At 72.7% G+C, this 23,373-nt stretch carries 20 protein-coding genes; 11 read left to right on the forward strand and 9 right to left on the reverse strand.

The window, feature by feature from the left end:
- Nucleotides 1-254 precede the first annotated feature (254 nt).
- The 6 genes from HFV08_RS32400 to HFV08_RS23270 form a co-directional block, all read right to left on the reverse strand.
- Nucleotides 255-1,442 (reverse strand): glycosyltransferase family 4 protein, encoded by a 1,188-nt coding sequence (locus tag HFV08_RS32400; protein ID WP_168542051.1) that lies wholly within the window; start codon nucleotides 1,440-1,442, stop codon nucleotides 255-257.
- A gap of 161 nt (nucleotides 1,443-1,603) precedes the next feature.
- Nucleotides 1,604-2,242 (reverse strand): helix-turn-helix transcriptional regulator, encoded by a 639-nt coding sequence (locus tag HFV08_RS23250; protein WP_168542053.1) that lies wholly within the window; start codon nucleotides 2,240-2,242, stop codon nucleotides 1,604-1,606.
- Between the two features lie 225 nt (nucleotides 2,243-2,467).
- Nucleotides 2,468-3,649: a sugar phosphate nucleotidyltransferase gene (locus HFV08_RS23255; protein WP_168542055.1), complete on the reverse strand. Its 1,182-nt coding sequence runs from the start codon at nucleotides 3,647-3,649 to the stop codon at nucleotides 2,468-2,470.
- A gap of 25 nt (nucleotides 3,650-3,674) precedes the next feature.
- Nucleotides 3,675-4,556 (reverse strand): trehalose-phosphatase, encoded by an 882-nt coding sequence (gene otsB, locus HFV08_RS23260; protein ID WP_168542056.1) that lies wholly within the window; start codon nucleotides 4,554-4,556, stop codon nucleotides 3,675-3,677.
- Complete coding sequence (locus HFV08_RS23265; RefSeq protein ID WP_168542058.1) at nucleotides 4,553-5,704, reverse strand: MFS transporter; 1,152 nt, start codon at nucleotides 5,702-5,704, stop codon at nucleotides 4,553-4,555. Before HFV08_RS23265 ends, otsB begins: the two co-directional genes overlap by 4 nt.
- Nucleotides 5,694-7,166: a trehalose-6-phosphate synthase gene (locus HFV08_RS23270; RefSeq protein WP_168542060.1), complete on the reverse strand. Its 1,473-nt coding sequence runs from the start codon at nucleotides 7,164-7,166 to the stop codon at nucleotides 5,694-5,696. Before HFV08_RS23270 ends, HFV08_RS23265 begins: the two co-directional genes overlap by 11 nt.
- 357 nt (nucleotides 7,167-7,523) lie before the next feature.
- On the opposite strand from HFV08_RS23270, the gene HFV08_RS23275 reads away from it, so the two are divergent.
- The 6 genes from HFV08_RS23275 to HFV08_RS23300 all read left to right on the forward strand — a co-directional run bounded on the left by HFV08_RS23275 (nucleotide 7,524) and on the right by HFV08_RS23300 (nucleotide 15,157).
- A complete protein-coding gene (locus HFV08_RS23275) occupies nucleotides 7,524-8,444 on the forward strand; it encodes an ROK family protein (protein WP_168542062.1) in 921 nt (306 codons plus the stop codon).
- A complete protein-coding gene (gene nagA, locus HFV08_RS23280; RefSeq protein WP_312885796.1) occupies nucleotides 8,441-9,586 on the forward strand; it encodes an N-acetylglucosamine-6-phosphate deacetylase in 1,146 nt (381 codons plus the stop codon). Before HFV08_RS23275 ends, nagA begins: the two co-directional genes overlap by 4 nt.
- Nucleotides 9,587-10,345: 759 nt before the next feature.
- On the forward strand, nucleotides 10,346-11,758 hold the full coding sequence (locus tag HFV08_RS23285) for a family 2B encapsulin nanocompartment shell protein (RefSeq protein ID WP_168542066.1): 1,413 nt from the start codon (nucleotides 10,346-10,348) through the stop codon (nucleotides 11,756-11,758).
- 80 nt (nucleotides 11,759-11,838) lie between these two features.
- Nucleotides 11,839-13,137, forward strand: a complete 1,299-nt coding sequence (locus HFV08_RS23290; RefSeq protein ID WP_168542068.1) for a family 2 encapsulin nanocompartment cargo protein terpene cyclase — start codon at nucleotides 11,839-11,841, stop codon at nucleotides 13,135-13,137.
- Nucleotides 13,138-13,154: 17 nt separating this feature from the next.
- Nucleotides 13,155-14,036, forward strand: a complete 882-nt coding sequence (locus HFV08_RS23295; protein ID WP_168542070.1) for a geranyl diphosphate 2-C-methyltransferase — start codon at nucleotides 13,155-13,157, stop codon at nucleotides 14,034-14,036.
- 209 nt (nucleotides 14,037-14,245) lie between these two features.
- Nucleotides 14,246-15,157 carry a HipA family kinase gene (locus tag HFV08_RS23300; RefSeq protein ID WP_168542072.1) on the forward strand — a complete coding sequence of 304 codons (912 nt, stop codon included), beginning with the start codon at nucleotides 14,246-14,248 and terminating at the stop codon, nucleotides 15,155-15,157.
- Between the two features lie 23 nt (nucleotides 15,158-15,180).
- On the opposite strand, the gene aceB is transcribed toward HFV08_RS23300, so the two are convergent.
- Nucleotides 15,181-16,800 carry a malate synthase A gene (gene aceB, locus HFV08_RS23305; protein ID WP_168542074.1) on the reverse strand — a complete coding sequence of 540 codons (1,620 nt, stop codon included), beginning with the start codon at nucleotides 16,798-16,800 and terminating at the stop codon, nucleotides 15,181-15,183.
- A 240-nt stretch (nucleotides 16,801-17,040) separates the two neighbouring features.
- On the reverse strand, nucleotides 17,041-17,667 hold the full coding sequence (locus HFV08_RS23310) for a nucleotidyltransferase family protein (protein ID WP_210430688.1): 627 nt from the start codon (nucleotides 17,665-17,667) through the stop codon (nucleotides 17,041-17,043).
- Nucleotides 17,668-17,945: 278 nt separating this feature from the next.
- Between HFV08_RS23310 and HFV08_RS23315 the strand changes: the two genes are divergently transcribed.
- The 3 genes from HFV08_RS23315 to alc all read left to right on the forward strand — a co-directional run bounded on the left by HFV08_RS23315 (nucleotide 17,946) and on the right by alc (nucleotide 21,127).
- Nucleotides 17,946-18,260 carry a DUF5955 family protein gene (locus tag HFV08_RS23315; protein WP_168542076.1) on the forward strand — a complete coding sequence of 105 codons (315 nt, stop codon included), beginning with the start codon at nucleotides 17,946-17,948 and terminating at the stop codon, nucleotides 18,258-18,260.
- A gap of 403 nt (nucleotides 18,261-18,663) precedes the next feature.
- The gene (allB, locus tag HFV08_RS23320) at nucleotides 18,664-20,001 is read left to right on the forward strand and encodes an allantoinase AllB (protein WP_168542078.1); all 1,338 of its coding nucleotides are present in this window, start codon (nucleotides 18,664-18,666) and stop codon (nucleotides 19,999-20,001) included.
- Nucleotides 20,002-20,005: 4 nt separating this feature from the next.
- Nucleotides 20,006-21,127: an allantoicase gene (gene alc, locus HFV08_RS23325; protein ID WP_168542080.1), complete on the forward strand. Its 1,122-nt coding sequence runs from the start codon at nucleotides 20,006-20,008 to the stop codon at nucleotides 21,125-21,127.
- Nucleotides 21,128-21,277: 150 nt separating this feature from the next.
- Here the strand turns inward: alc and HFV08_RS23330 are convergent, their stop codons facing one another.
- On the reverse strand, nucleotides 21,278-21,856 hold the full coding sequence (locus HFV08_RS23330; protein ID WP_168542082.1) for an SDR family oxidoreductase: 579 nt from the start codon (nucleotides 21,854-21,856) through the stop codon (nucleotides 21,278-21,280).
- Nucleotides 21,857-22,117: 261 nt separating this feature from the next.
- Here HFV08_RS23330 and HFV08_RS23335 point away from each other — a divergent pair, with 261 nt between their 5' ends.
- A complete protein-coding gene (locus HFV08_RS23335) occupies nucleotides 22,118-22,744 on the forward strand; it encodes a dihydrofolate reductase family protein (protein WP_168542084.1) in 627 nt (208 codons plus the stop codon).
- A gap of 165 nt (nucleotides 22,745-22,909) precedes the next feature.
- On the forward strand, nucleotides 22,910-23,317 hold the full coding sequence (locus HFV08_RS23340) for a guanyl-specific ribonuclease (protein ID WP_168542086.1): 408 nt from the start codon (nucleotides 22,910-22,912) through the stop codon (nucleotides 23,315-23,317).
- Nucleotides 23,318-23,373: the final 56 nt, after the last annotated feature.

The following is a 23,373-nucleotide window of genomic DNA, read 5'->3' on the forward strand; positions in this document are numbered from 1 at the left end:
GTCGCCGGCCGCCGTAATAGACGGTGGCATGGTGAACGGAGGCGCCGCGGGCAGAAGTCGAAATGTTCACCGCACCTCCAAAAGTCTCGGGGAATCCGTGGGATCAAAAGCTGCGCCGCTTGCCGAAACCGGCGGACGGTGCATTTAACGAAACGGCAACTCGGGTGTGACATCGATTGTTTTCGGACATCGGCCGACCGTTCGGCAGCACAGGCGGAACAACATGCTCCGTATCCCGGAAGATTGACCGAGAATCATTGCTGGAGGGCGCTCCTGCCCATCTCGGAGAAACTGCGCCAGGCCCGCATCAGATCTCTGCGGAACCAGGGGACGGAGATCTGCCCTTCCAGCAGCCTGCGCAGTTCCGCGCCGCGCCGGAACAGGTCCACGGAGGCGATCCGTTCGATCAGTTTCACCAGACCGTTCGCGGTGGGCTCGTATCTGGCGTCGGCGGGGAAGAATCTGGCGGCCTCGACGGGGCGGGAATCGGGGACGACGGTGGACAGGCCGCTCAGCGCGGCTTCGAGTGGGGTGATGCCCAAGGTCTCGTACCGTGAGGTGCAGACGAACACCGATGTCCGCCGGGCCGTCCGGAACACCGCGTAGAGTTCGCCCTTCGTGAGTCTCGGGGTCAGCAGGAATCTGTCGGCATGGTGTGCCGGGACTTCTCTGACAAGCGATTTGCGCAGGACGTCGTCGCATTCGTCGCCGCCGATCAGCAGGACCTTCACGGGAAGTCCCCGCTCCATCAGTTGCGTGGCCGCGCTGATCAGCAGGTCGAGGTTCTTGAAGTAGTCGAGTCGGGCCACGGCGGTGCACAGGAGAAACGGCGCCGATTCGATGAAACGCAGGATGCCGGCCGGCGGGCGGACACTCGGGATCTCCGGGCGTATGGGCGGGCTGACCTCGCGCATACGTGCCGGATCCATTCCCTGTCCGACCAGGTAGTCGCGCTGCATCCTGGAGTGCTGCATCACGAAGATATGGCGTGCGGCGACGAGTTCGAGGAGTCCTTGTTCCTGCTGGCGCATGAGGTGCAGGGCCTTCTCCGCGCTTCCGAATGCCTGGAAGGTGTCCTGAGTGGAGAACCGGTCCGCGAAGTCGTCGAAGAAAGGGCCGTGATGGGTGACGCAGGCGGGTAAGTCACGGGGGTGATACCTCAGCAGCGTATCGGTCTGGTAGTAGAGCATGGGCGGGCCCGTGGCGGTGGCCGCCGCCCGGTGGGTCAGCTCTTCGGCCGCACTGCGGAGCGCACCCCGCAACTCCCCGGTGGGCATGGAGAAGTTGAAGCGCAATTCCACGCAGGGCATGCCGTTCCTGGTGACCGGGTGCAGCGTCGGTGTCCGCTGACCCTCCTGCCTTTTGTACAGGATGACGCCGGAGAAGACCCCGGCTTCCTCGAAGCAGGCGGCCGCCTCCAGGGCGAAGGAGGTGGCGCCCACCCGGGCGGCCGCCCCGCGCGATCTCGGAAAGTAATTGCTGTTGACAACCAGGACACCGGGAAGAAGTTCCCCATTCACAGAAACACCGTTCTCTGGTGTGGCGCGGTGGTCGGCTCGAAGCGGCGGTCCGCCGTGCGGAGCACCGATCCGGTGAGGGGGACTCACCACGAGGCCGCGAGGAACTCCTGACCCACGGCCGCCCGGGTGAGCTCCGCCTTGTTTCCCAGCCCGAGCTTTCTGCGGACACGCTTGACGTACGTGTCGACCGTGTGGCGGCTGATCTGGAGGCGGTAGGCGACCTGGTCGTGCGTCAGGCCCTTGGCGATGCCCGTCAGAACCTGGCGCTCACGCGCGGAGAGCGCGGCGGGTTCGCGTTCCGGAAGAAGGGTGTCGGCCGCGGAGTCCAGGGGGGCCTGCCCGCGGTGCGTTCCTGCCGCGCGTACGGCCGCGACGATCGAACGGGGGTTGGAGCGATCGCTCAGCCGGCACAGCGGCGCGGGCGCGACCGGTTCCGGTGACCCGGTGCCAGGCTCGGTGGGGGTCATCATCAGGACCCGCGGGCGGGGTGGGACGGGGGTGGCCGATCCGGTGGCCGTGGCCCTCTCTCCGGTATCCGGATCGAGAATCAGTACATCCAGTCCCTTGGTAACCGTCCCGCCCAGGCTCGACTCGGCGAGAAGGACGTTCATATCAGGTTGCGTGGAAAGCAGCTCCCGAAGTGCCCATAACGTCAGGGGGTTTGCGTGGACGATGCCCACGCCTAAGACATATGTATTGCCAGAGCCATCCTGCGAGGTCATATGGCCTCCTCAAGGTGCGCCGGAAGAAAGGCACTTGTTGAAAGCGTGTGCAAGCTAACTGGCTCACTCGTGGAATGTCAACGGTGCTCTTGAGCCACGCCTCTCGGCAACTGGCCGGATGTCCGGCCGAATTGCTCACGAGTAGGGCCAGGGCGGAGATTTCCGAATGTTTACAGGACTGACACGAACGCACCCCAAAAATGACGGGAGGTTGAATCGGCCCTGTCAGCCGATGCCCGGACACGTCCGGGCGGAAGTGTCCTCCGGGCGGTCAGGCCCGACCGGCTGCACCGAACCGTCCTCCAGGACGACCGAGGCCTCGATCCGCGCACCGGCGGGCACCTCCGCGCCCGGCAGCAGCACGCTGTCGCGGACGGCGGCCCCCTCGCCGATCCGCACTCCGGGGAAGAGCACACAGCGCTCGACGAGCCCGGCGTTGCGCACATCGGAGGGTACGAGGGAGGACCGTACGCCCGCGGCCGAGGACAGGAAGCGCCGCGGGACCTCCGGCCGGACGGTCAGCGGCATCCGGTCGAGCGGCAGCGTGGGCGGGTCAGCGAGCAGCGCCAGATGGGCGCGGAGGTAGCGGTCCACCGTCCCGATGTCCTCCCAGTGCCCGCGCACCAGATGGCCCCGGATCCGCTCACCGCCCGCCAGCATGGCGGGTATCACGTCCCGGCTGATGTCGTGCTGCCAGTCCGTACCGTCGAGCCGCTCCAGATACCGCTGCAGGCACGCCGAGTCGAAGACGCAGAAGGCCGCGAAGACGAGATCGCTGCTCGGCTCGGCGGGCTTCTCGACGAAGTTCGTGAGGTTCCCGCCCGCGTCGAACTCCACCATCCCGAAGAGGTGGACGTACCGCCGCTCGATGCGCTGGTAGGCGATGGTCAGGGCGGCCCGGGAGGCGCGGTGCTCCCGCAGCATCTCCCGGTAGTCGAAGCGGTAGACGTGGTCGGCGTGCAGGATCAGGATCTCCGAGGGACGGCCGCCGAACACATGGGCGGCCTTGTGCAGGAAGGCGTCGGCGGTGCCGCGCTCCCGGGGCCCGCCGCGCGCGGGCAGCTTCTCGGGCAGTTCGTCGGCGGGCAGTTGCCGGTAGGCCTCGTCGTACGGGCCGAAGTGGACCCGGAAGCCCCGGGTGGAGTTCCACACCCGGTGCAGATCGTCCATGAGCTGCTGTTCCTCGTACTGGGACAGCAGCAGGACCTCGGAGAGGCCCGAGCGCCGGGCGTTGGCCAGACTGAAGTCGATCAGCCGGCTGGTCCCGCCGAAGGGGATGAGGGGCTTGAGCCGACCGGTGCCCAGGGGCCCCATGCGCCGTCCCTCGCCACCGGCGAGGAGGACGGCGCGCACCTCGTCCGCGGCCGCCCTTCGGCCCGCCTGCCCGGCCGTCACGATTGCCTCCATTGCTCTGTGCCTCTCCTCGGCCGGCTCAGTGTCGAGCCGGGACGTCGAGCCGGGCGCCGCCCCCGGTGGCGAGGGAGTGCGCCAGGCCGCGGAACCAGCTACGGCAGGCGTCCGGGCCCTCCAGGACCACCCGGGCGCGGCGCAGGCACTCCGGATCCGCTCCGGGGCCCCGGACCGCGACACAGACGGCCCGCTCGATCGAGCCCTCCTCGGCCAGCCGGTCGGCTGCCTCGAACATGGCCAGATCACCGTGGTCGTCACCCGCCACGACGAGCCGCCGGGGCCGCCACCGCCGGACCATCTCCGCGACCGCGTCCCCCTTGTGGGGCGAGCCGGGGGGCCTGAGCTCGGTCCAGCCGCGCCCGGCCACCACCTCCATGCCCGAGGCGCGCCCCAGACGGGCCAGCCGGGACAGTCGGCTCGCCGCCCGGTCGGCGGGCAGCCGCGCGTGGTGCACCGCCAGGACCACCTCCTTGTCCTCGATGTGCATCTCCGGCGGGCAGAGGGCGAGTTCACGGATGAGGCGGGCCACCCGCCGTACCGCGGGCAGGTGCGGCACCGACCGGGGGTGCGGCAGGGCTTCCTGCGCGTACGGGGCGAGCGACTCCGCGCCGTGCACCCCGGCGACCCACAGCGGCGAGTCGAGGATCTCCCGCGCGTTGAGGGCGCGGCGCCCGGTCACGCACACCAGGGCGAGCCGCGGGTGCGCCGTCAACCGCCCGCAGAGTTCACGGAGATCGGCCGTGTGCCGCGCCATGTCCGGCGTGGGCGGGCTCGGCGGAACGAGGGTGCCGTCGAGGTCGGCGCAGATCAGCGTGTCCACGGCGGGGAACGGGGCGAGTACGGCCCGGTCCGGTGCCCGGAGCCGGTCGGCGGGGCGGCCGGGACCTGCCGCGGTGTGCCTCATGGCGCCGTCTCCGCCGCGGGCTCGCGCAGCCACAGGGGGGGAACGAGCAGGAGCAGGGCGAGGACCGCCAGGACGGTGAAGCCCGCGCTCAGACCCCCGATCGAGGACGAGAGGCCGACGGCCACCGGTCCGAGGAAGTAACCGGAGTAGCCGATGGTGGAGACCATGGAGATCGCGCGGCCCCGGACGTTCTCCGGGACGGCCCGGTCCGCCGAGGCGAAGAGGGCGGGCGCCGCCGGGGCCAGACCGAGTCCGGTGAGGGCGAAGCCCGCGAGGGCCACCAGCGGTGAGGGCGCCCAGGCGGCGATGAGCAGACCGCAGCCGGTGACCAGCGCGCAGGTGCGCAGGGTGGGGGCCAGCGCGCTCGCGTCGGCGGTGCGCTGGGCGTAGAGCCGCCCGGCGGACATGCAGAGCGCGAAGACCCCCGGTGCCAGGCTGGCCAGCCCGGGAGCGGCATCCAGCTCGAACTCCATCCGGTTGCTGCTCCACTGCTGGACCGCGTTCTCCACCAGGAGTGCCAGGGCGACGGTCACGCCGAGGAGCACCAGGGCCTGCCGCGGGCCCACCGGCGCCGAAGCCTCCTTCGGGCGGGGTGCGGACGCCGCCGCGCCGGTCGTCGCCAGCAGGGCGGCGGCAGCCACCAGGAACAGCGTGGCGGTGCCCAGCAACGCCCAGGGCGGCGCCCCGAGTTCACGTCCCGCCGCGACGACCACGCTCGCCACCACCCCGGCGACCGGGAACATGGCCTGGGCGGACTGCACGAAGTTCCGCCCCGAGCGCGCATGCGCGGCCACCGTGGCGGAGTTGAGGGCGACATCCACCACTCCGGAGGCCGCCCCGAGCATCGCGAGGCAGACGGCCAGGAACAGCGCGTCGCCCGCACCGCCCAGTACGGGGGCGAGGCAGCCCATCGCGAGCAGCCCGCCGCAGAGGACCGCCCCGCCCCGGCGGTCGTAGGCGCGCCCCGAGAGGATCATGGCGGGCAGCGCGCACAGGGGCACGGCGAGCAGGAGGAAGCCCAGGGATCCGTCGTCCACACCGGTGGTCCGCTTGACCTCCGGGATCAGCGCGCTCCAGCTTCCCCAGAACCATCCGAACGCCAGCCAGGTGGCGCGCAGAGCCCCGCGCCGCCTCCCCTCACGCGTCATGCGCACGCCCCGCCGCGGGGACGGCGGCCGCCGCGGACTCGGGCAGGTCGATCCCGAGCAGGCCGAGTTGCCGCGCGGTCCAGTGCGGCAGGGCGAAGCGCGCCGCCGCCTCGTGGAGGACCCGGCTCGCCGCGGTCCGCCGGGACGGCGTCATGGTGAGCGCCTCGACGAGCGCGTCCGCCTGGTCGACCAGGTCGTGCGGATGCACCCGCAGGGCGCCGTCACCGAGGACCTCCCCGGCGCCGCAGGTGTGGGACACCACGAGAACGGGCTCGCGTGCCCCCATGGCGATCGCCTCGAAGGCGGTCAGATTCTGCCCGTCCGCGGTCGAGTTGAGCACCACCGCGTCGGCCCTCGCCAGGGCCCCGAAGGTCAGGCCCCGGTCGTTGCCCGTCAGCAGGCGGATCCGCTCCTCGCCGAAGTGCCGGTTGGCCGCGTCGACCGCCTCCTCGGTCATCCGCAGATACGCGGCATTGGCGCCGATGTGCAGCCGGTGGGGATTGATCCGCAGCAGCAGCCGGGCATCGGCCGCGGCCGGGTGCTCCGCGGCGATCCGGAAGGCGGCCACCGCCCGGTGCGCGTTCTTGATCGGATCCGTCCGTCCCGAGTGCACCACCAGGGGCCGTTCGCCCACCCAGGCGTCGAGTTCCTCGGGCCAGGAGCGCGGAAGGCCCTTCAGCGCGTCCGGGCTGTAGCTCAGCGGTTCGGCGGCGACGCGGACCTCCCGGCCGTCGAGGCGCACCGTCCCCGCCTCGTGGTCGACCCGCGCCCCGGGCACCAGGTCCTCGACACAGCGCAGGAAGTTCCTGCACCACCGCCGGGCGAAGAAGCAGACCACGTCCGCACCGAGCATTCCCCGCAGGAGGTCGTCGGCGAACTGCCTTGGCAGCAGCGTCAGACCCTCGGGGCCGGGCCAGGCGATGTGGTGGAAGAAGAGCACCCGGGCGGTGGGGTCGGCCCGGCGCAGCCGGGCGGGCACCATGCCGAGCTGGTAGTCGTGGATCAGATAGCCGGCGCCCGCCCCCGGGGACTGCGCGAGAAGCGCCTCGGTGATGTCCTCGTTGAGGGCGTGCAGCGACTCCCAGGCGCGCCGGGAGGCCCGGTCGAAGGAGGGCGCGCTCCACCGGTCCCAGAGGTTGTGCATGGTGTGCCACAGCACTTCGGTGGTCAGGCCGTAGTGCTCGGTGGACAGGGTCTCGGGCGCGTGCCGGACCAGGCGGACCCGGATCTCCTGACCGCCCGCCGCCCGTACCGTCACGCCGTCCGGGGAGCGCTCCGCGAGCGCGCGGTCCTCCTCGGAGGCCGCACTGGCGACCACCGTGGTGCGCAGCCTGCTGGCCATGTCCCCGACGACGCTGCCCGTGCTCACCGAGAGGCGGGGCACCACGCGCTCGTCGACCCGCTCGTGGACGACCGGTGCCGGTTTCGTCGCGACCAGGACTGCTGGACTCTGACGTGCCATACGCCCTCTCCCTCGGCGGTGTGCTTCCCCTCGGTCACCGGCCGAGGCCCGCCCGCGCATACTCTCGGGACGACCGTGGCGGGTGACCGGTCCTCCGGCCGGGGCGGTGTTCCGCGGACCGTCGGGGGCCCGGGGGTCCCCGTCCATGGTGGGTCGCCGGGCGGGGGTGCGGAACCGGGCCTCGGTCACCTGTTCAGGGGACATGACGCCCCTCCACGCGGCCTGTTCAATGCCCACTGCGGCCTCGTCGCCCCTAACTCCTGTGCGCCGGCCGGGCAGTTGTGCCGACGGGCCGCCGTCCCCGACGCCGTGCGACGCGGGCCGCCACCGCGCACGCCCGAGGCAGAAGGGGCTTCCATGAGTGACCCGGGACGCGTCCTGGCCGTCGACGTCGGCGGTACGTGGACCAAGGCCGCCGTCGTCGAGGGCGGCCCCGAGGACCCGGCCGTACGGGCGCGGCGGCGCGTCCGGACTCCCCGGTGCGCGGACGGCACCGAGAACGCCGAGGCGGTGGTGGCCCTCGTCGCCGAACTGGCCGCCCGCTTCGCCGAGCGGGACCACGGCCCGGTGGAGGCGGTAGGCGTGGTGGTGCCCGGCATCGTCCAGGACGGCGTCGGGGTCCACTCGGTCAATCTGGGCTGGCGGGACTACCCCTTCCGCGAGGCGCTCGCCAAGGCGGTCGGCGCGCCGGTCGCCTTCGGGCACGATGTCGCGGCCGCCGGGCTCGCCGAATGGCGCCTCGGCGCGGCGCGGGGCTTGACGGACGTGGTGGTGATGCCGATCGGCACCGGCATCGCCTCGGCGCTGATCCTCGGCGGGCGGCCCCTGACCGGCGGATACGCGGGCGAGATCGGGCACGTCGACATCGGCCACGGCGAACAGTGCCCCTGCGGTCAGCGCGGCTGCCTGGACCATGTGGCCTCGGCCGCCTCCGTGGCCCGGCGGTTCGGCGAGCGCTCCGGTCGTACGGTACGGGGATCCGCCGAGGTGCTGCGCGCGGCCCGGGCCGGTGACCGGGTCGCCGCGGAGGTCTGGGACGAGGCGGTCACCGCGCTCACCCGGGGCGTGCTGCTCCTCGCCACACTGCTCGGCCCGCAGCGCGTGGTCCTGGGAGGCGGGCTGGCCCTGGCCGGGGAAGCGCTGACCGGCCCCCTGAACCGGCGGCTGACCGAGCAGATCACCTTCCAGCGCCGCCCCGAACTGCGGTGCGCCGCCTTCGGCGCCGAATCCGGCTGCATCGGCGCGGCCCTGCTGGCATGGGAGGCGGTCGCACCGTGACACCGCGACGGCAGGTCATCGGCGGCGGCCGGGTGGTGACCCCCGAGGAAGTCCTCGACCCCGGCTGGGTCGTCGTGCGCGACGGCGTGATCGAGACCGTCACCGCCGCGCCCCCGCAAGCGGGCCCCGAGCCGGTGACGGACCTCGCCGGCGGCTGGCTGGTGCCGGGCTACGTGGACCTGCACTGCCACGGCGGGGGCGGCGCCTCGTACACCGACAGGGATACGGAGCAGCTGGCGACCGCGGTCGCCGCGCACCGCCGCCACGGCACCACCACGACCCTGGCCAGCCTGGTCTCCGGCCCGGTCCCCGAACTGCTCGCGCAGATCAGCCGGCTCGCCGACCTCGTGGACGACGGCCTGCTCGCGGGCATCCACCTGGAGGGCCCCTTCCTCTCCGCGGACCGTTGCGGCGCCCACGACGCGAGGGCGCTGCGCCCGCCGGACCGCGCCACGGTGGCCCGGCTCCTCGCCGCCGGACGCGGCGGTGTCCGCATGGTCACCCTCGCGCCGGAACTGGAGGGCGCGACGGACGCGATCCGGCAGCTCACCGATGCGGGGGTGATCGCCGCGATCGGCCACACCGACGCGGACGAGGCGCAGATCCGCTCCGCCGTCGACGCCGGGGCGACGGTGGCGACGCACCTGTTCAACCAGATGCGCCCCCTGCACCACCGCGAACCCGGGCCGATCGGCGTGCTGCTGGACGACGAACGGGTCGCCGTCGAGCTCATCTGCGACCTGGTGCTGGTGCACCCGACCATGGTCCGGATCGCCGCCGGGTACGCCGGACCGGACCGCACCGTGCTCGTCACCGACGCGATGGCCGCCGCCGCTCACGGCGACGGCAGCTACCTGCTCGGCTCGCTCCCCGTCACCGTCCACCGGGGACGGGCCACCGTGGACGAGAGCGGAGCGCTGGCCGCCAGCACCCTGACCATGGACGCGGCGGTGCGCAACTTCGTCCGCGACTGCCGGATGACGGTCCCGGCGGCGGTCGCCGCGGCCTCGGAGCGTCCCGCGCGGCTGCTCGGACAGCCGGGCGGCATCGGTGCCATCCGGCCCGGCGCCGTCTCCGACCTGGTCGTACTCGACGAGGACCTCCGTCCCCAACGCGTCATGCGGCACGGCGCCTGGATCTGAACAGCCCCTCGGGGCCGGTGGGTTCGCGTCGTACGGGATTCCTCACCCGCCATCCACCCCGACCAGGCCCGCACTCCCGGCATCGTCCCGGCCGTCGCCGAGTCCGACGCGCCCATGAGGCGGTGCCGGAACAGGGTCAGCGCCCCGAGAGAGCCGATGTGCTTCCCGCTGCCCGCCGAGCGTCGCGGTCGCGCTCGTACCGCAGGCCGAACGCGAAGGCCCAGCCGCCCGGTTGCCCGCACAGTCTGCGCAGACGGAGCGACCGCCCCCCCCAGAACACCCCGGTCAATCCGGCCGATCCGGCAACCCCGTCGTGCATGTCCGTCGATGGTGACCCTCTGACCATGAGCTCTGCGTACGGTGGCCCCGGTCCACTGTCGGGCCAACGTACGTGCGCGGAGCTGCCCTTCGGGGTCGCCCTACCGTGTCCCGCGCGTTTCCGTCGCCGTCGGCCTGCCCCGGTGGGCCGAATCTCGTCGCGTCTTCGCGGTGCCGGGCATCGCGACCCCGCAGGGACTTCGGGACGCTCTCCCCGATCACGTCCGGAAACCATCGGTGCAGGAGCAAACGTCCCTCGGGCGCGATCATCGTATCGAGCGAATGTCGGCGGATTCCCTTGGTCCGGAGGACGAAGGGGCCCTTAGTGTTCCCCTGGATCTGGAGGGTTCTCCTCCTTTCGGCGCTTTTCCACGCTTTTCCCTTCCTATGAACCGTCGCGTCCTGATGCACGACCTCGCCCGACCAAGGAGAGCTTGCCCGATGACTGTTGAATCGAGCTCGGAAGCGCGGCTGGAAGTACCCCGGCAGTCCAGCCTGGGGACGGCCGCCGCCCGCAACCTCGCCAGTACGACGAAGTCCGCCCCGCAGATGCAGGAGATCACCTCCCGGTGGCTGCTGCGCATGCTTCCCTGGGTCGAGACCAAGGGGGGCGCCTACCGGGTCAACCGACGGCTGTCCTTCACGGTGGGCGACGGACGGGTGGAGTTCGTCCAGGACGGGGCCGCGGTCCGGGTCATCCCCCAGGAGCTGGGCGAACTGGCCCCGCTGCGGGACTTCGACGACGTCGAGGTGCTGACCGCCCTCGCCGACCGGTGCGTACAGCGTGACTTCCGGGCGGGGGAGACGCTGGTCGAACGGGGCGCGGCCGCGGACCGGCTCCACCTGGTCGCGCACGGCCGGATCGGCCAGACCTCCGTCGGCAACTACGGCGACGAGGTCACCCTGGACGTCCTGGCGGACGGGGACCACTTCGGGGAGCACATCCTGCTGGACGACGACGCCCGGTGGACGCAGACTGCCACCGCCGAGAGCGCGGGCACACTGCTCACCCTGTCCCGCGCGGACTTCGCGGCCATCGTGTCGACCTCGCCGGAACTCCGCGCCCACCTCGCCGAGTTCACCGCACGCTCGCGGCAGCGGCAGAACCACCGCGGTGAGGCGGAGATCGCGATGTCGGCCGGCCACGTCGGCGAGTACGAGCTGCCCGGAGCGTTCGCGGACTACGAGCTGAAGCCGCGCGAGTACGAACTCTCGGTCGCCCAGACCGTTCTGCGGGTCCACACCCGGGTGGCCGACCTCTACAACGGTCCGATGAACCAGACACAGGAGCAGCTCAGGCTCACCATCGAGGCACTGCGGGAGCGGCAGGAGCACGAGCTGGTCAACAACCGGGAGTTCGGCCTGCTCCACAACGCCGACTTCAAGCAGCGCATCCAGCCGCACTCCGGCCCGCCGACCCCGGACGACCTGGACGAGCTGCTCTGCCGCCGCCGGGGCACCAAGTTCTTCCTCGCGCACCCCCGGGCCATCGCGGCGATGGGACGCGAATTCAACGCGCGCGGCCTCTACCCGGACCACACCGACCTCGGCGGCCAGCAGGTTCCCGCGTGGCGCGGTGTGCCGATCCTGCCCTGCGGCAAGATCCCCATCACCGCGGAGAAGACCAGTTCGATCCTCGCCGTACGTACCGGCGAGGAGAACCAGGGCCTCATCGGCCTCCGGCAGACCGGCCTGCCGGACGAGTACGAACCGGGCCTCTCGGTCCGCTTCATGGGCATCGACGAGAAGGCGATCATCTCCTACCTCGTCAGCACCTACTACTCCGCCGCCATCCTCGTGCCCGACGCGGTCGGCGTGCTGGAGAACGTACAGATCGCCCACCGGCCCAGGTAGGGGCGCGGCGCAGCACCGTGAACCGGACCGTGCGCCCGGATGCCGTCGAACGCCTGCCCACCTCACCAAGGGAGCCACGCATGCCCCTGCCCGAGCTGCCGCCTCCGCGGTCGAGCCTCCCGGAGGCCGTCACCCGCTTCGGTGCGACCGCACTCGGCGCACTCGCCGCCCGCGCCCAGGAAACCGGTGCCGTCGGCGACACCTCCTCCGGCGTACCCGCACCACCGGCACCGCCGGCCGGCCTCGCTCTCGGCCCGTCACCGACCGCCGTACCGCCGACCGGCACGCTCGGGCCGGGAGCCGGACTGGAGCGGCTGCTGCGCGGGCCGCACGGCCTGGGCACGGCCGGTCTGCGGCTGACCCCCCGCGAGGAGCCTCCCGCGCCGGTGGCCGCGGAGCGGGGCCGACCGGTCCCGGGCCTCTACCACCACCCGATCCCCGAGCCCGACCCGGGGCGCGTCGACGAGGTCAGCCGCAGGATCAAGGCCTGGGCGCTGGACGAGGTCTCCCTCTATCCCGAGGAATGGGAGGAGCAGTTCGACGGCTTCTCCGTGGGCCGCTACATGGTCGGATGCCATCCGGACGCACCCACCGTCGACCATCTGATGCTCGCCACCCGCCTGATGGTCGCCGAGAACGCCGTGGACGACTGCTACTGCGAGGACCACGGCGGATCACCGGTCGGCCTCGGCGAGCGGCTGCTGCTCGCGCACACCGCACTCGACCCCCTCTACACCGCACGGGAATACCAGCCGGACTGGGCGGCCTCCCTCCACGCGGACGCCCCCCGGCGCGCCTACCGCTCCGCCATGGACTACTTCGTCCGCGCGGCGGCGCCCTCCCAGGCGGACCGGCTCCGCCACGACATGGCACGACTGCACCTGGGGTACCTCGCCGAAGCGGCCTGGGCCCAGCAGGACCAGGTCCCGCAAGTCTGGGAGTACCTGGCGATGCGCCAGTTCAACAACTTCCGGCCCTGCCCCACCATCACCGACACCGTCGGCGGCTACGAACTCCCGGCCGACCTGCACGCCCAGGCCGACCTGCAGAAGGTCATCGCCCTGGCCTCCAACGCCACGACGATCGTGAACGACCTCTACTCGTACACCAAGGAACTCGACGCTCCGGGCCGGCATCTGAACCTGCCCGTCGTGATCGCCGAGCGCGAGGGGCTGTCCGACAAGGAGGCCTACCTCAAGTCGGTGGAGATCCACAACGAACTGATGCACGACTTCGAGACCGAGGCCGCGGCACTGGCCACCGCCTGTCCCGTCCCGAGCGTAGGGCGCTTCCTACGGGGCGTCGCCGCCTGGGTCGACGGCAACCACCACTGGCACCAGTCCAACACCTATCGCTACAGCCTGCCCGACTTCTGGTAAGAGAGAAGGAACCACCCGTGACCAGCGCTGAACTCACCACCGCCCCCTCCGCACTGCGCATTCCCGGCCCGGCGACCCCCTACCAGGGAGACATCGCCCGCTACTGGGACGGAGAGGCCCGGCCCGTGAACCTGCGCCTCGGCGACATCGACGGCCTCTACCACCACCACTACGGCATCGGTGAGGTCGACACCGCCGCGCTCGGCGACCCGGAGGACAAGGACAGCGAGGACAAGCTGATCGCCGAGCTCCACCGGCTGGAGTCGGCGCAGGCCGATGTCCTCCTGGCGCACCTCGGTGACATCGGACGCGACGACACCCTGGTGGACGCGGGCTGCGGCCGCGGCGGCTCGATGGTGATGGCGCACCAGCGCTTCGGATGCTCGGTGGAAGGCGTGACCCTGTCCGCCAAGCAGGCCGACTTCGCCAACGGGCGCGCCGCGGAGCTGGGCATCGACGACCACGTCCGTGCCACGGTCTGCAACATGCTCTCCACGCCCTTCGCGACCGGCTCCGCCGCGGCCTCGTGGAACAACGAGTCGAGCATGTACGTGGACCTGGACGATCTCTTCGCCGAGCACTCCCGCGTCCTGAGGATCGGCGGCCGCTATGTGACCATCACCGGCTGCTGGAACCCGCGCTATGGCCAGCCGTCGAAGTGGGTCTCGCAGATCAACGCGCACTTCGAGTGCAACATCCACTCGCGCCGGGAATACCTGCGCGCCATGGCCGACCACCGCCTCGTGCCGCAGGCCGTGATCGACCTCACCCCCGACACCTTGCCCTACTGGGAGCTGCGGGCCACGTCCTCACTGGTCACGGGGATCGAGGACGCGTTCATCAATTCCTACCGGGACGGATCCTTCCAGTACGTCCTCATCGCGGCCGACCGCGTCTGACGGCGCCCTGCCCCTGGCCGGTCGGCACCGGGGAGCCTCCCGGCGCCGACCGGCCGTCTTCACGTCGGGCAGGGCAGGCCGTCCCCGGCCGTCACGCTTGGTTAATATGCTCACTTCATACCGGAGGCCGGAGGCGGGGCGATTCCCCTCCCTGGTGCGCTCCGGATCGGCCGTGGGGCGCGAGGCTGACGAGGGGCTGATCCGAGGACATGCTGAGAGAGGTCACCGCGACCCGCTGGATCGAGCCGCTGCACACCGGCGGCTCCGTGCCCGGTCTCGTCGAGGCCGACGATCTCGGCGCGTACGTCGTGAAGTTCACCGGTTCCGCGCAGGGCCGCAAGGCGCTGGTCGCCGAGATCGTGGTGGGGGAGCTGGCCCGGCGGCTCGGCCTGCGGGTGCCGGAGCTGGTGCTCGCCCACTTCGATCCGGCCGTGGCCGCCGGGGAGCCGCATCAGGAGGTGCGGGAGATGGTGGAGGCCAGCGCGGGGCTCAACCTCGGGATGGACCATCTGCCGGGGGCCGCGGACTTCCGGCCGGAGGCGATCGAGGTCGATCCGGTCGAGGCCGGGCGGGTGGTCTGGCTGGACGCGCTGACCGCCAATGTCGACCGGACCGTCCACAGCTCCAATCTGATGATCTGGCCCCGACGCGGCGTCGCCCCGCCCCGGTTGTGGCTGATCGACCACGGGGCCGCCCTCGTCTTCCACCACCGCTGGGAGTCCGCGGCCGCCAGCGTAAGCAAGGCCTACGACTTCCGTGATCACGCCCTCGGCCGGTACCGCCCCGACACCGCGGCCGCCGACGCCGCCCTCGCACCCCGGATCACCGAGGAACTGCTGCGGGAGATCACCGCCCTGGTCCCCGACGCCTGGCTGCTGCCGGAGGAGGGCTTCGAGACCGCCGAGCAGGTGCGCGCGGCCTACGCGGGCTGGCTCGCGGCCCGGGCCCGTGCCTCGGAGGCCTGGCTGCCCACCTCCTTCCGCAGCGCGGAGCAACTGGCCGCCGAGGACGAACGCCGCAGCGCCGCCACCCGCGCGGGCCGCCCCGCCTGGCTCAAGGAGGTGCCGGACCTGCACGGGAAGCCCGCCGTGGAGCACCGCCGCCAGGCCCCGCCGCGCTGAACGGGCGCGGCGGGGACGGGAGTTCAGCCGGTGAGTTCCTCGTAGGCGGGCAGGGTGAGGAAGTCCGTGTAGTCCCGGTCGAGGGCGACGCGCAGGAAGAGGTCGTGGGCCTGCTGCCACCTGCCGTTGATGTAGGTCTCCTCGCCGAGTTCGAGCCGCAGCGCCTCCAACTCGGCGGCGGCGAGGCGGCGCACGAGGTCCGGGGTCGCGCTCTCGCCGTTCTCGAAGAGGACGTCGGCGTTGATCCACTGCCAGATCTGGGAGCGGGAGATCTCCGCGGTCGCCGCGTCCTCCATCAGATGGAAGATGGCCACCGCGCCGAGGCCGCGCAGCCAGGCCTCGATGTAGCGGATGCCCACCTGCACGGCGTTGACCAGACCCGCGTACGTGGGCCGCGCGTCCAGCGACTCCACGGCGATCAGGTCGTCGGCGCCCACCGCCACGTCCTCGCGCAGGCGGTCCTTCTGGTGCGGGCGGTCGCCGAGGACGCCCGCGAAGGCCGCCTCGCAGACCGGGACCAGGTCCGGATGGGCCACCCAGGAGCCGTCGAAACCGTCCCCGGCCTCCCGGTCCTTGTCCGCCCGCACCTTCTCGAAGGCCGCCTTGTTGACGCTCTCGTCCCGCCGGGAGGGGATGAACGCGGCCATCCCGCCGATCGCGTGGGCGCCGCGCTTGTGGCAGGTGCGGACGAGGAGTTCGGTGTAGGCGCGCATGAAGGGGGCGTTCATGGTCACCGCGTTGCGGTCCGGCAGCACGAACCGGGGCCCGCCGTCACGGAAGTTCTTGATGAGCGAGAAGAGGTAGTCCCAGCGCCCCGCGTTGAGCCCGGAGGCGTGCTCGCGCAGCTCGTAGAGGATCTCCTCCATCTCGTACGCGGCGGTGATCGTCTCGATCAGCACGGTCGCCCGGACGGTGCCCTGCGCGACGCCCAGGCAGTCCTGGGCGAAGACGAAGACGTCGTTCCACAGCCGGGCCTCCAGATGGGACTCCAGCTTCGGCAGGTAGAAGTACGGGCCCTGGCCGCGCTCCAGGAGGCGGTGCGCGTTGTGGAAGAAGTACAGGCCGAAGTCGACCAGGGCGCCGGGCACCGGCCGCCCGTCCACCAGGAGGTGCCGCTCGTCCAGGTGCCAGCCGCGCGGGCGCACCACGACCGCGGGCAGTTCGGCGTCGGCGCGCAGGGCGTAGGACTTGCCGCTCGCCTCGTCGGTGAAGTCGATCCGGCGCTTGTAGGCGTCGAGCAGATTCAGCTGACCGAGCACGACGTTGTGCCAGGTGGGGGAGGAGGCGTCCTCGAAGTCGGCGAGCCAGACGCGGGCCCCCGAGTTGAGGGCGTTGACGGTCATCTTGCGGTCCGTCGGGCCGGTGATCTCCACCCGGCGGTCCTCCAGCGGCCCCGGGGCGGGCGCCACGCGCCAGGAGTCGTCGGCGCGGACGTGCGCCGTCTCCTCCAGGAAGTCGAGGCGTCCGGTACGGGCGATCTCCGCGCGCCGCCGGGTCCTGCGGGCGAGGAGTTCGTCCCGCCGCGCGGTGAACAGCCGGTGCAGGTCGGCGACGAAGACGAGGGCGGCCTGCGTGAGCACCTCGTCCTGCCTGGGCAGCGCCGGGGCCTCGACGACGGCCGGGGAGGGCACGGGAACCGGCATCAGCGGCTCACTTCCTTCTGCTCCATGGTGCGCTCTGCTCCGTGTTCGTAGCGGTGGCCGGGCTCGCGCACCGCGCCCACGGTGCGCGCCCGCCCGGGGCCGCGCGGCCCCTGAGGTGCACGGTACGGCCGTGGCCCGGTGCCTGGCGAGAGGCCTCCCCGCCACGTCGGGCCGGCTGAGTGGCCGGTGTGGCGCATACCGGACGGCGGGCACCGAGGCCGGGCCGCCGGATGGCGGCTCTCACGGCGGTCCTTCGAGGCGGGCGAGGTCCGCCGGGGTGTCGATGTCGTGGTCCTCGGCCACGTCCCCGCAGTCCACCCGCCGCAGTTGCGACGCACGGGCGCGCAGCAGGTCCCGGGCACCGCGGTCGCCCACCGCCCCGGCCGCCGCCTCGGCCCAGTGCTCGCGCCCGAGCAGTACGGGGTGCCCGGCGCGTCCCCCGTACGCGGCCGTGGCCAGCGAACCGGGTCCCGTGTACGCCGCCCGCACCCGCCGGACGGCCTCGGCGCCGATCCCGGGCTGGTCGACGAGGAGGACCAGGGCCGCCCCGGCGGGGGAGGGCCCGAGGGAGGCGAGACCGGCCCGCAGCGAGGAGCCCATGCCCTCCTGCCAGCCGGGGTTCTCGACCAGGACGCAGCCGCCGAGCCGCGCCGAGCGCCGCACCTCGTGGCTCCCCGCGCCGAGCACCACGTGCACGGGTGCGCAGCCCCCGGCGCGCAGGGCGGCGGCGGCCTTCTCGACGAGCAGGCGGTCCCCGTCGGCGAGCAGCGCCTTGGGGCGCCCGCCGAGCCGGCGCCCGCCGCCGGCCGCGAGCAGCAGTCCGGCGATCACGGGCGGGTGGGCGGTGCCGGGTCCCTGGGAGGTCATTGCTCCTGCATACCGCAGGGCGGGCCGGTCCGGGGCCATCCGGCGGCGGGACACGTGCCCGGCCCCGGGCGGTGCCGTGGCGACGGGCGGAGGTATCGATTCCCTTCAGCCACAGCACAGTTGAATTTCCGTCTGCACTGTGGCGCGGGGGCCGTCCGGTGGCGTTTACTGGCCCGACCCCGAACGGTGCCCTACAACCCGCCGGGGCGACGGGGGACGCGCAAGAGCAGGACAGGGGCACAACAGGCGCACAAGGACGTGCGAGGGGGCTTGAGACTGTGTTGCGGAGCATGGGACAGACGCCCGTGGTCAGGGCCGGCGAGGACTCGAGGGTGACGGCACTGCGCGAGGCCGTCTCCCGCCTGCGGCGGGAACTCGCGGTGTATCCCTCGGAATTCCCCGAGCGGGCGATAGCGGAGGACGAACTCGCGGCGCTGCAGGTGATGGCGAACTCGGGAACGCCCGAACTCAGACGGCTCAGACGGTCCTTATTGCTGATCGCCGGTTCGGCGGGCTCGGTGAGCGCCCTCAGCGGCGGCCTCGCCCAGGTCAGGCGGGCGGTGGAACTCTTCGGTCAGCTGCCGGTGGACTGAGCCCGGGGACCGGGCCCGGGAAGGACCCGGTGGAATGCACCCGTGGGTGGAGTGCGCGGGTGCGGTCCGTCCGGCGATTCCGGAGAACGTATGCCGGGCGACCCGTCACGAGTTCCGGACGACGGATGACGGACGACGGATGAGGCCGGATGAGGAGCGACGGGCGAGAGGCGACCGGCGACGGTTCGGGACGGGCCCGGAGCCACGAGCGGCGCGTCCCCGATGGCGGCTTTCCCGTGACGGGTCCGCGGACGGGTCCGTGAGGGATTACGCGCCCGTGGACAGCGCGTTTCGGGACGGGGCGTGGTTGACGCGCCCCGGACCGGAGTGAAGACTCCTTCAACAGAACGTTGAATTCTTCGCGCCGGCCCCCGCGCACGGCGCCGGAGAGAAGGGGTCCCCGGTGCCCGAGCCCGGAGTTGTCCTGCGGTCCGCACGGGTGCTGACGCCCGGAGGGCCGCGCCCCGCCGCCGTCCATGTGGTCGGTGAGCGCATCGAGGCGGTGCTCGGCCACGACGCGGCGGTGCCGCCCGGCGTCCGCCTCGTCGAGCTGGGGGAGCAGGCGCTGCTGCCCGGCCTCGTCGACACCCACGTCCACGTCAACGATCCCGGGCGCAGCGAGTGGGAGGGCTTCGCCTCCGCCACCAGGGCCGCGGCGGCGGGCGGGGTGACCACGCTCGTCGACATGCCGCTGAACTCGCTGCCGCCCACCACCACGGCCGCCCATCTGCGGACCAAGCAGGACTCCGCGCGCGGCCGCGTGCAGATCGACGTCGGCTTCTGGGGCGGCGCCGTCCCGGGCAACACCGCCGCACTGCGCCCGCTGCACCGGGCCGGGGTCTTCGGCTTCAAGTGCTTCCTCTCGCCCTCGGGCGTCGAGGAGTTCCCGCCGCTCGCGCCCGCGGAGCTGGACGCCGCCCTCGCCGAGACCGCCGCCTTCGACGGGCTGATGATCGTCCACGCCGAGGACCCCGGGCAGCTGGCCGGGGCGCCCGAGCCCAGCGGCGGAAGGTACGCCGACTTCCTCGCCTCCCGGCCGCGGGACGCCGAGCACCGGGCCGTCTCCCGGCTGATCGCGGCGGCCGAGCGGGCCGGTGCCCGGGTGCACGTACTGCATCTCTCCTCCGGCGAGGTGCTGCCCGAGATCGCCGCGGCCCGGCGCCGCGGGACCCGCCTCACCGTGGAGACCTGCCCGCACTTCCTCACCCTCACCGCCGAGGAAGTCCCGGACGGCGCCACCGAGTTCAAGTGCTGCCCGCCGATCCGCGAGGCCGCCAACCAGGACGCGCTCTGGCAGGGCCTCGCCGAGGGCTGGATCGACTGCGTGGTCTCCGACCACTCGCCCTCCACCGCCGCGCTCAAGACCGCCGACTTCGGCACCGCCTGGGGCGGCATCTCCTCCCTCCAACTGGGCCTGCCCGCCGTCTGGACGGCCGCCCGCGCCCGCGGCTTCGGCCTCGCGGACGTCGCCCGCTGGATGTCGACGGCGCCCGCCGCGCTCGCCGGACTGCACCGGAAGGGCGCCGTCGAGGCGGGCCGGGACGCCGACTTCGTGGTCCTCGCCCCCGAGCGGCGCTTCACCGTCGACCCGCACCGGCTGCACCACCGCAACCCGGTCACCGCCTACGCGGGCAAGGAGCTGTACGGCGTGGTCACCCAGACCTGGCTGCGGGGCCGCCGCATCCTGGCGGACGGCGAGTTCGCCGAGCCCACCGGACGGCTCCTGGAGAGGACGGACTGAACCCGTGACCCGCACCGAACCCCCGCGTTTCACCGGCGCCGCCCAGCCCTACGGCGGCGGTGACCCCTACGCCGACTACCGCACCGCCGACTTCCCCTTCGTCCACCGCACCCATCTCACCGACCGCAGGCTCGGCGCTTCCGTACTCGCCGCCAACGACGAGTTCTTCGCCGAACGCGAGAACCTGCTCCTGCCGCACCCGGCGGTCTTCGAGCCCGAGCGCTTCGGGCACAAGGGCAAGATCATGGACGGCTGGGAGACCCGGCGCCGGCGCGGCGAGGGCGCCGACCGGCCCTGGCCCGAGGCGGACGCCCACGACTGGGCCCTGGTCAGGCTCGGGGTGCCGGGGGTCGTGCACGGACTCGTCGTGGACACCGCCCACTTCCGCGGCAACCATCCGCACGCCGTCGCCGTCGAGGCCACCAGCGCCGAGGGGACCCCCGGCCCCGCGGAACTGCTCGCCCCCGAGACGGTCTGGACCGCCCTGGTCCCGCGTACCGAGGTCGGCGGCCACGCGGCCAACGGCTTCCCCGTGGAGGTGCCCCGCCGCTTCACCCATCTGCGGCTGCGGCAGTTCCCCGACGGCGGCGTGGCCCGGCTGCGGGCCTACGGCGAGGCGGTGCCGGACCCCGGCTGGCTGCTCGCCCTCGGCACCTTCGACGTGCTCGCCCTGGAGAACGGCGGCCGGGTCGAGGACGCCTCGGACCGCTTCTACTCGCCGCCCGCGCACACCCTGCTGCCCGGCCGCTCCCAGCGGATGGACGAGGGCTGGGAGACCCGCCGCCGCCGCGACCGGGGCCACGACTGGATCCGCTACCGCCTCGCCGCCGAGTCCCTGGTGCGCGGAGTGGAGATCGACACCGCGTATCTGAAGGGCAACTCCGCGGGCTGGGCGGCGCTCTCGCTGCGCTCCGGCGAGGGCGGCGACTGGCACGAGGTCCTGCCGCGCACCCGCCTCCAGCCCGACACCTGCCACCGCTTCCTCCTCGACGCCCCCGCCGCGGCGGACCACGCCCGGCTGGACATCTTCCCCGACGGAGGCATCTCCCGCCTCCGCCTCCTCGGCACCCCCACCCCGGAGGGCGCCCGCCGACTCCGCGCCCGCTACGAGGAGTTGACCGGCTGACGCGGTTCACCAGCCGGGGGACCGGACCCCCGCGCCCCCTCGCGAGGAGGCCGAGAACCCCTCACCGCCCCCGCGCGAGGAGAGCCGCCCCCGCTTCCGGGACCCGGACACCCCCGGCTCCTTCCGCAGGAGATCCGCGCCCCGCCCGCCCTACGCCGCATGCCCCCCGTCCACCGCGATCTCGGCACCGGTGAGGTAGGCGCCGCCCGGTCCGGCCAGATGCGCCACCGTGGCGGCGATCTCCTCGGCGGTGCCGAAGCGGCCGAGCGCGGTCAGCGCGCTCTGCTCGCGGGCGTACGGGCCCTCTGCCGGGTTGAGGTCGGTGTCGACGGGGCCGGGGTGCACCAGGTCCGCGGTGATGCCGCGCGGGCCCAGCTCCCGGGCCAGCGCCTTGGTCAGCCCGCCGAGCGCCGCCTTGCTCATCGCGTAGAGCGTCCCGCCCGGGCCAAGCACCCCGATACCCGCGTGCTCGACGAGAACGTCGAGGCGCCCGAGGGCGGCCACGGTCCGCTCCACCGCGCCGGCCGTCTCCCCGGCGTCGCCCGCGTCGGCGCGCAGCGCGAGACCGCGGCGGCCGAGGGCCTCGATCCGGGCGCAGACCTTCTCGGCCTCCGCCTCGCCCCGGACACAGGTGAGCGCCACATCGGCGCCCTCTTCGGCGAGCCGCAGCGCGGTGGCCGCGCCGATACCGCGGCTGCCGCCGGTCACCAGGGCCACCTTGCCGTTCACGGGATTCTCCTTCGGACGTGCGGGGAGGTTCCTGAGCGGAACCGCTCCGGCCTCCTGCGGGCCGGACACGTCTCCCACGCAATCCGCGGCCGGGCCGCCCCGCCGGCAACGATCGGACGTCGAACCCCCGGCCCCGGGGCAGCAGCCTTGCGGCGCGGCGAAGATCTCCCGCCCCGCCACCGATGATTCCGTGGCCGGAGTGCAGTCGTACTGGGGGAAGGGGCCACCACCGAGGGCGCCCCGTCACGAGAGGGAACCGTCATGAAGATCAGCCTCACCGCCTTCGTCAGCCTCGACGGCGTGCACCAGGCGCCGGGCGGCCCCGAGGAGGACACCAGCGGCGGATTCACCCAGGGCGGCTGGTCCGTGCCGTACGGGGATGAGGACTTCGGCCGCTTCATGACCGAGGTCTTCGACCGGGCCGAGGCCTTCCTGCTGGGCCGCAGGACCTACGAGATCTTCGCCGCCCACTGGCCCCGGGTCACCGACCCCGCCGACCCGGTGGCCGGCAAGCTGAACCGGCTGCCCAAGTACGTCGCCTCCACCACCCTGGCCTCGGCGGACTGGGCCCACACCACGGTCCTCGGCGAGGACGTCCCGGAGCGGGTAGGGCAGCTCAAGTCCCGGCCCGGCGGGGAACTGCAGGTGCACGGCAGCGCCCGGCTCGCCCGGACCCTGCTCGCCCACGGGCTGGTGGACACCCTGCACCTGCTGGTCTTCCCGGTCGTCCTCGGCTCCGGCCGCACCCTGTTCGGCGGCGGCGCCCTGCCCACCGCCTTCACACTCGGCGGGGTCCGCACCACGAGCACCGGCGTGGTGATCCACACCTACGAGGCCGCCGGACGCCCCGAGTACGGCACCTACGCACTGGACCCCGAGACGAGCTGACCCGCGCCCGCGCCACCCCGCGTGGGGCCCCTGCGCCGGGTGGGGCGGAGGTGAATCCGTCCAGGCCCACCTGGGGGAAGCGTCGTCACCGAGTGGTGAACGTACGGAAAACACCGGCGACTTGGCGTTGACACCGGCCTCTCTACGCGCGTCATGCTAGGAGGCATGCGAACCCCCACACGCGTACTCAGCGCCTCCGTCCTCGCCGCCGGTCTCCTCTTCGGCGGCTCCGTCACCGCCGCGAGCGCCGCCGCGCCCGCCCCGACCGCCACCGTCTCGATCGCCGCCGTCGGCGACATCTGCCTCTCGGACCTGCCCGCCGAGGCCCACGAGACCCTGGACCTGATCGACCAGGGCGGCCCCTACCCCTACCCGCAGGACGGCACCGTCTTCCAGAACCGCGAGGGCATCCTCCCCGCCCAGGACAGCGGCTACTACCACGAGTACACCGTCGAGACGCCCGGCTCCGACGACCGCGGTGCCCGCCGCATCGTCACCGGCGAGGCCACCGCCGAGGACTACTACACCGCCGACCACTACGAGTCCTTCGACCTGGTCGACCACGACTGCTGAACCCTCCGCCGCGCCCCGGTACCCCCCACGGTGCCGGGGCGCCCGCACGCCCGGGC

Origin of the sequence: Streptomyces physcomitrii, from assembly GCF_012273655.1 — a bacterium.
Taxonomy (GTDB): Bacteria; Actinomycetota; Actinomycetes; order Streptomycetales; family Streptomycetaceae; genus Streptomyces; species Streptomyces physcomitrii.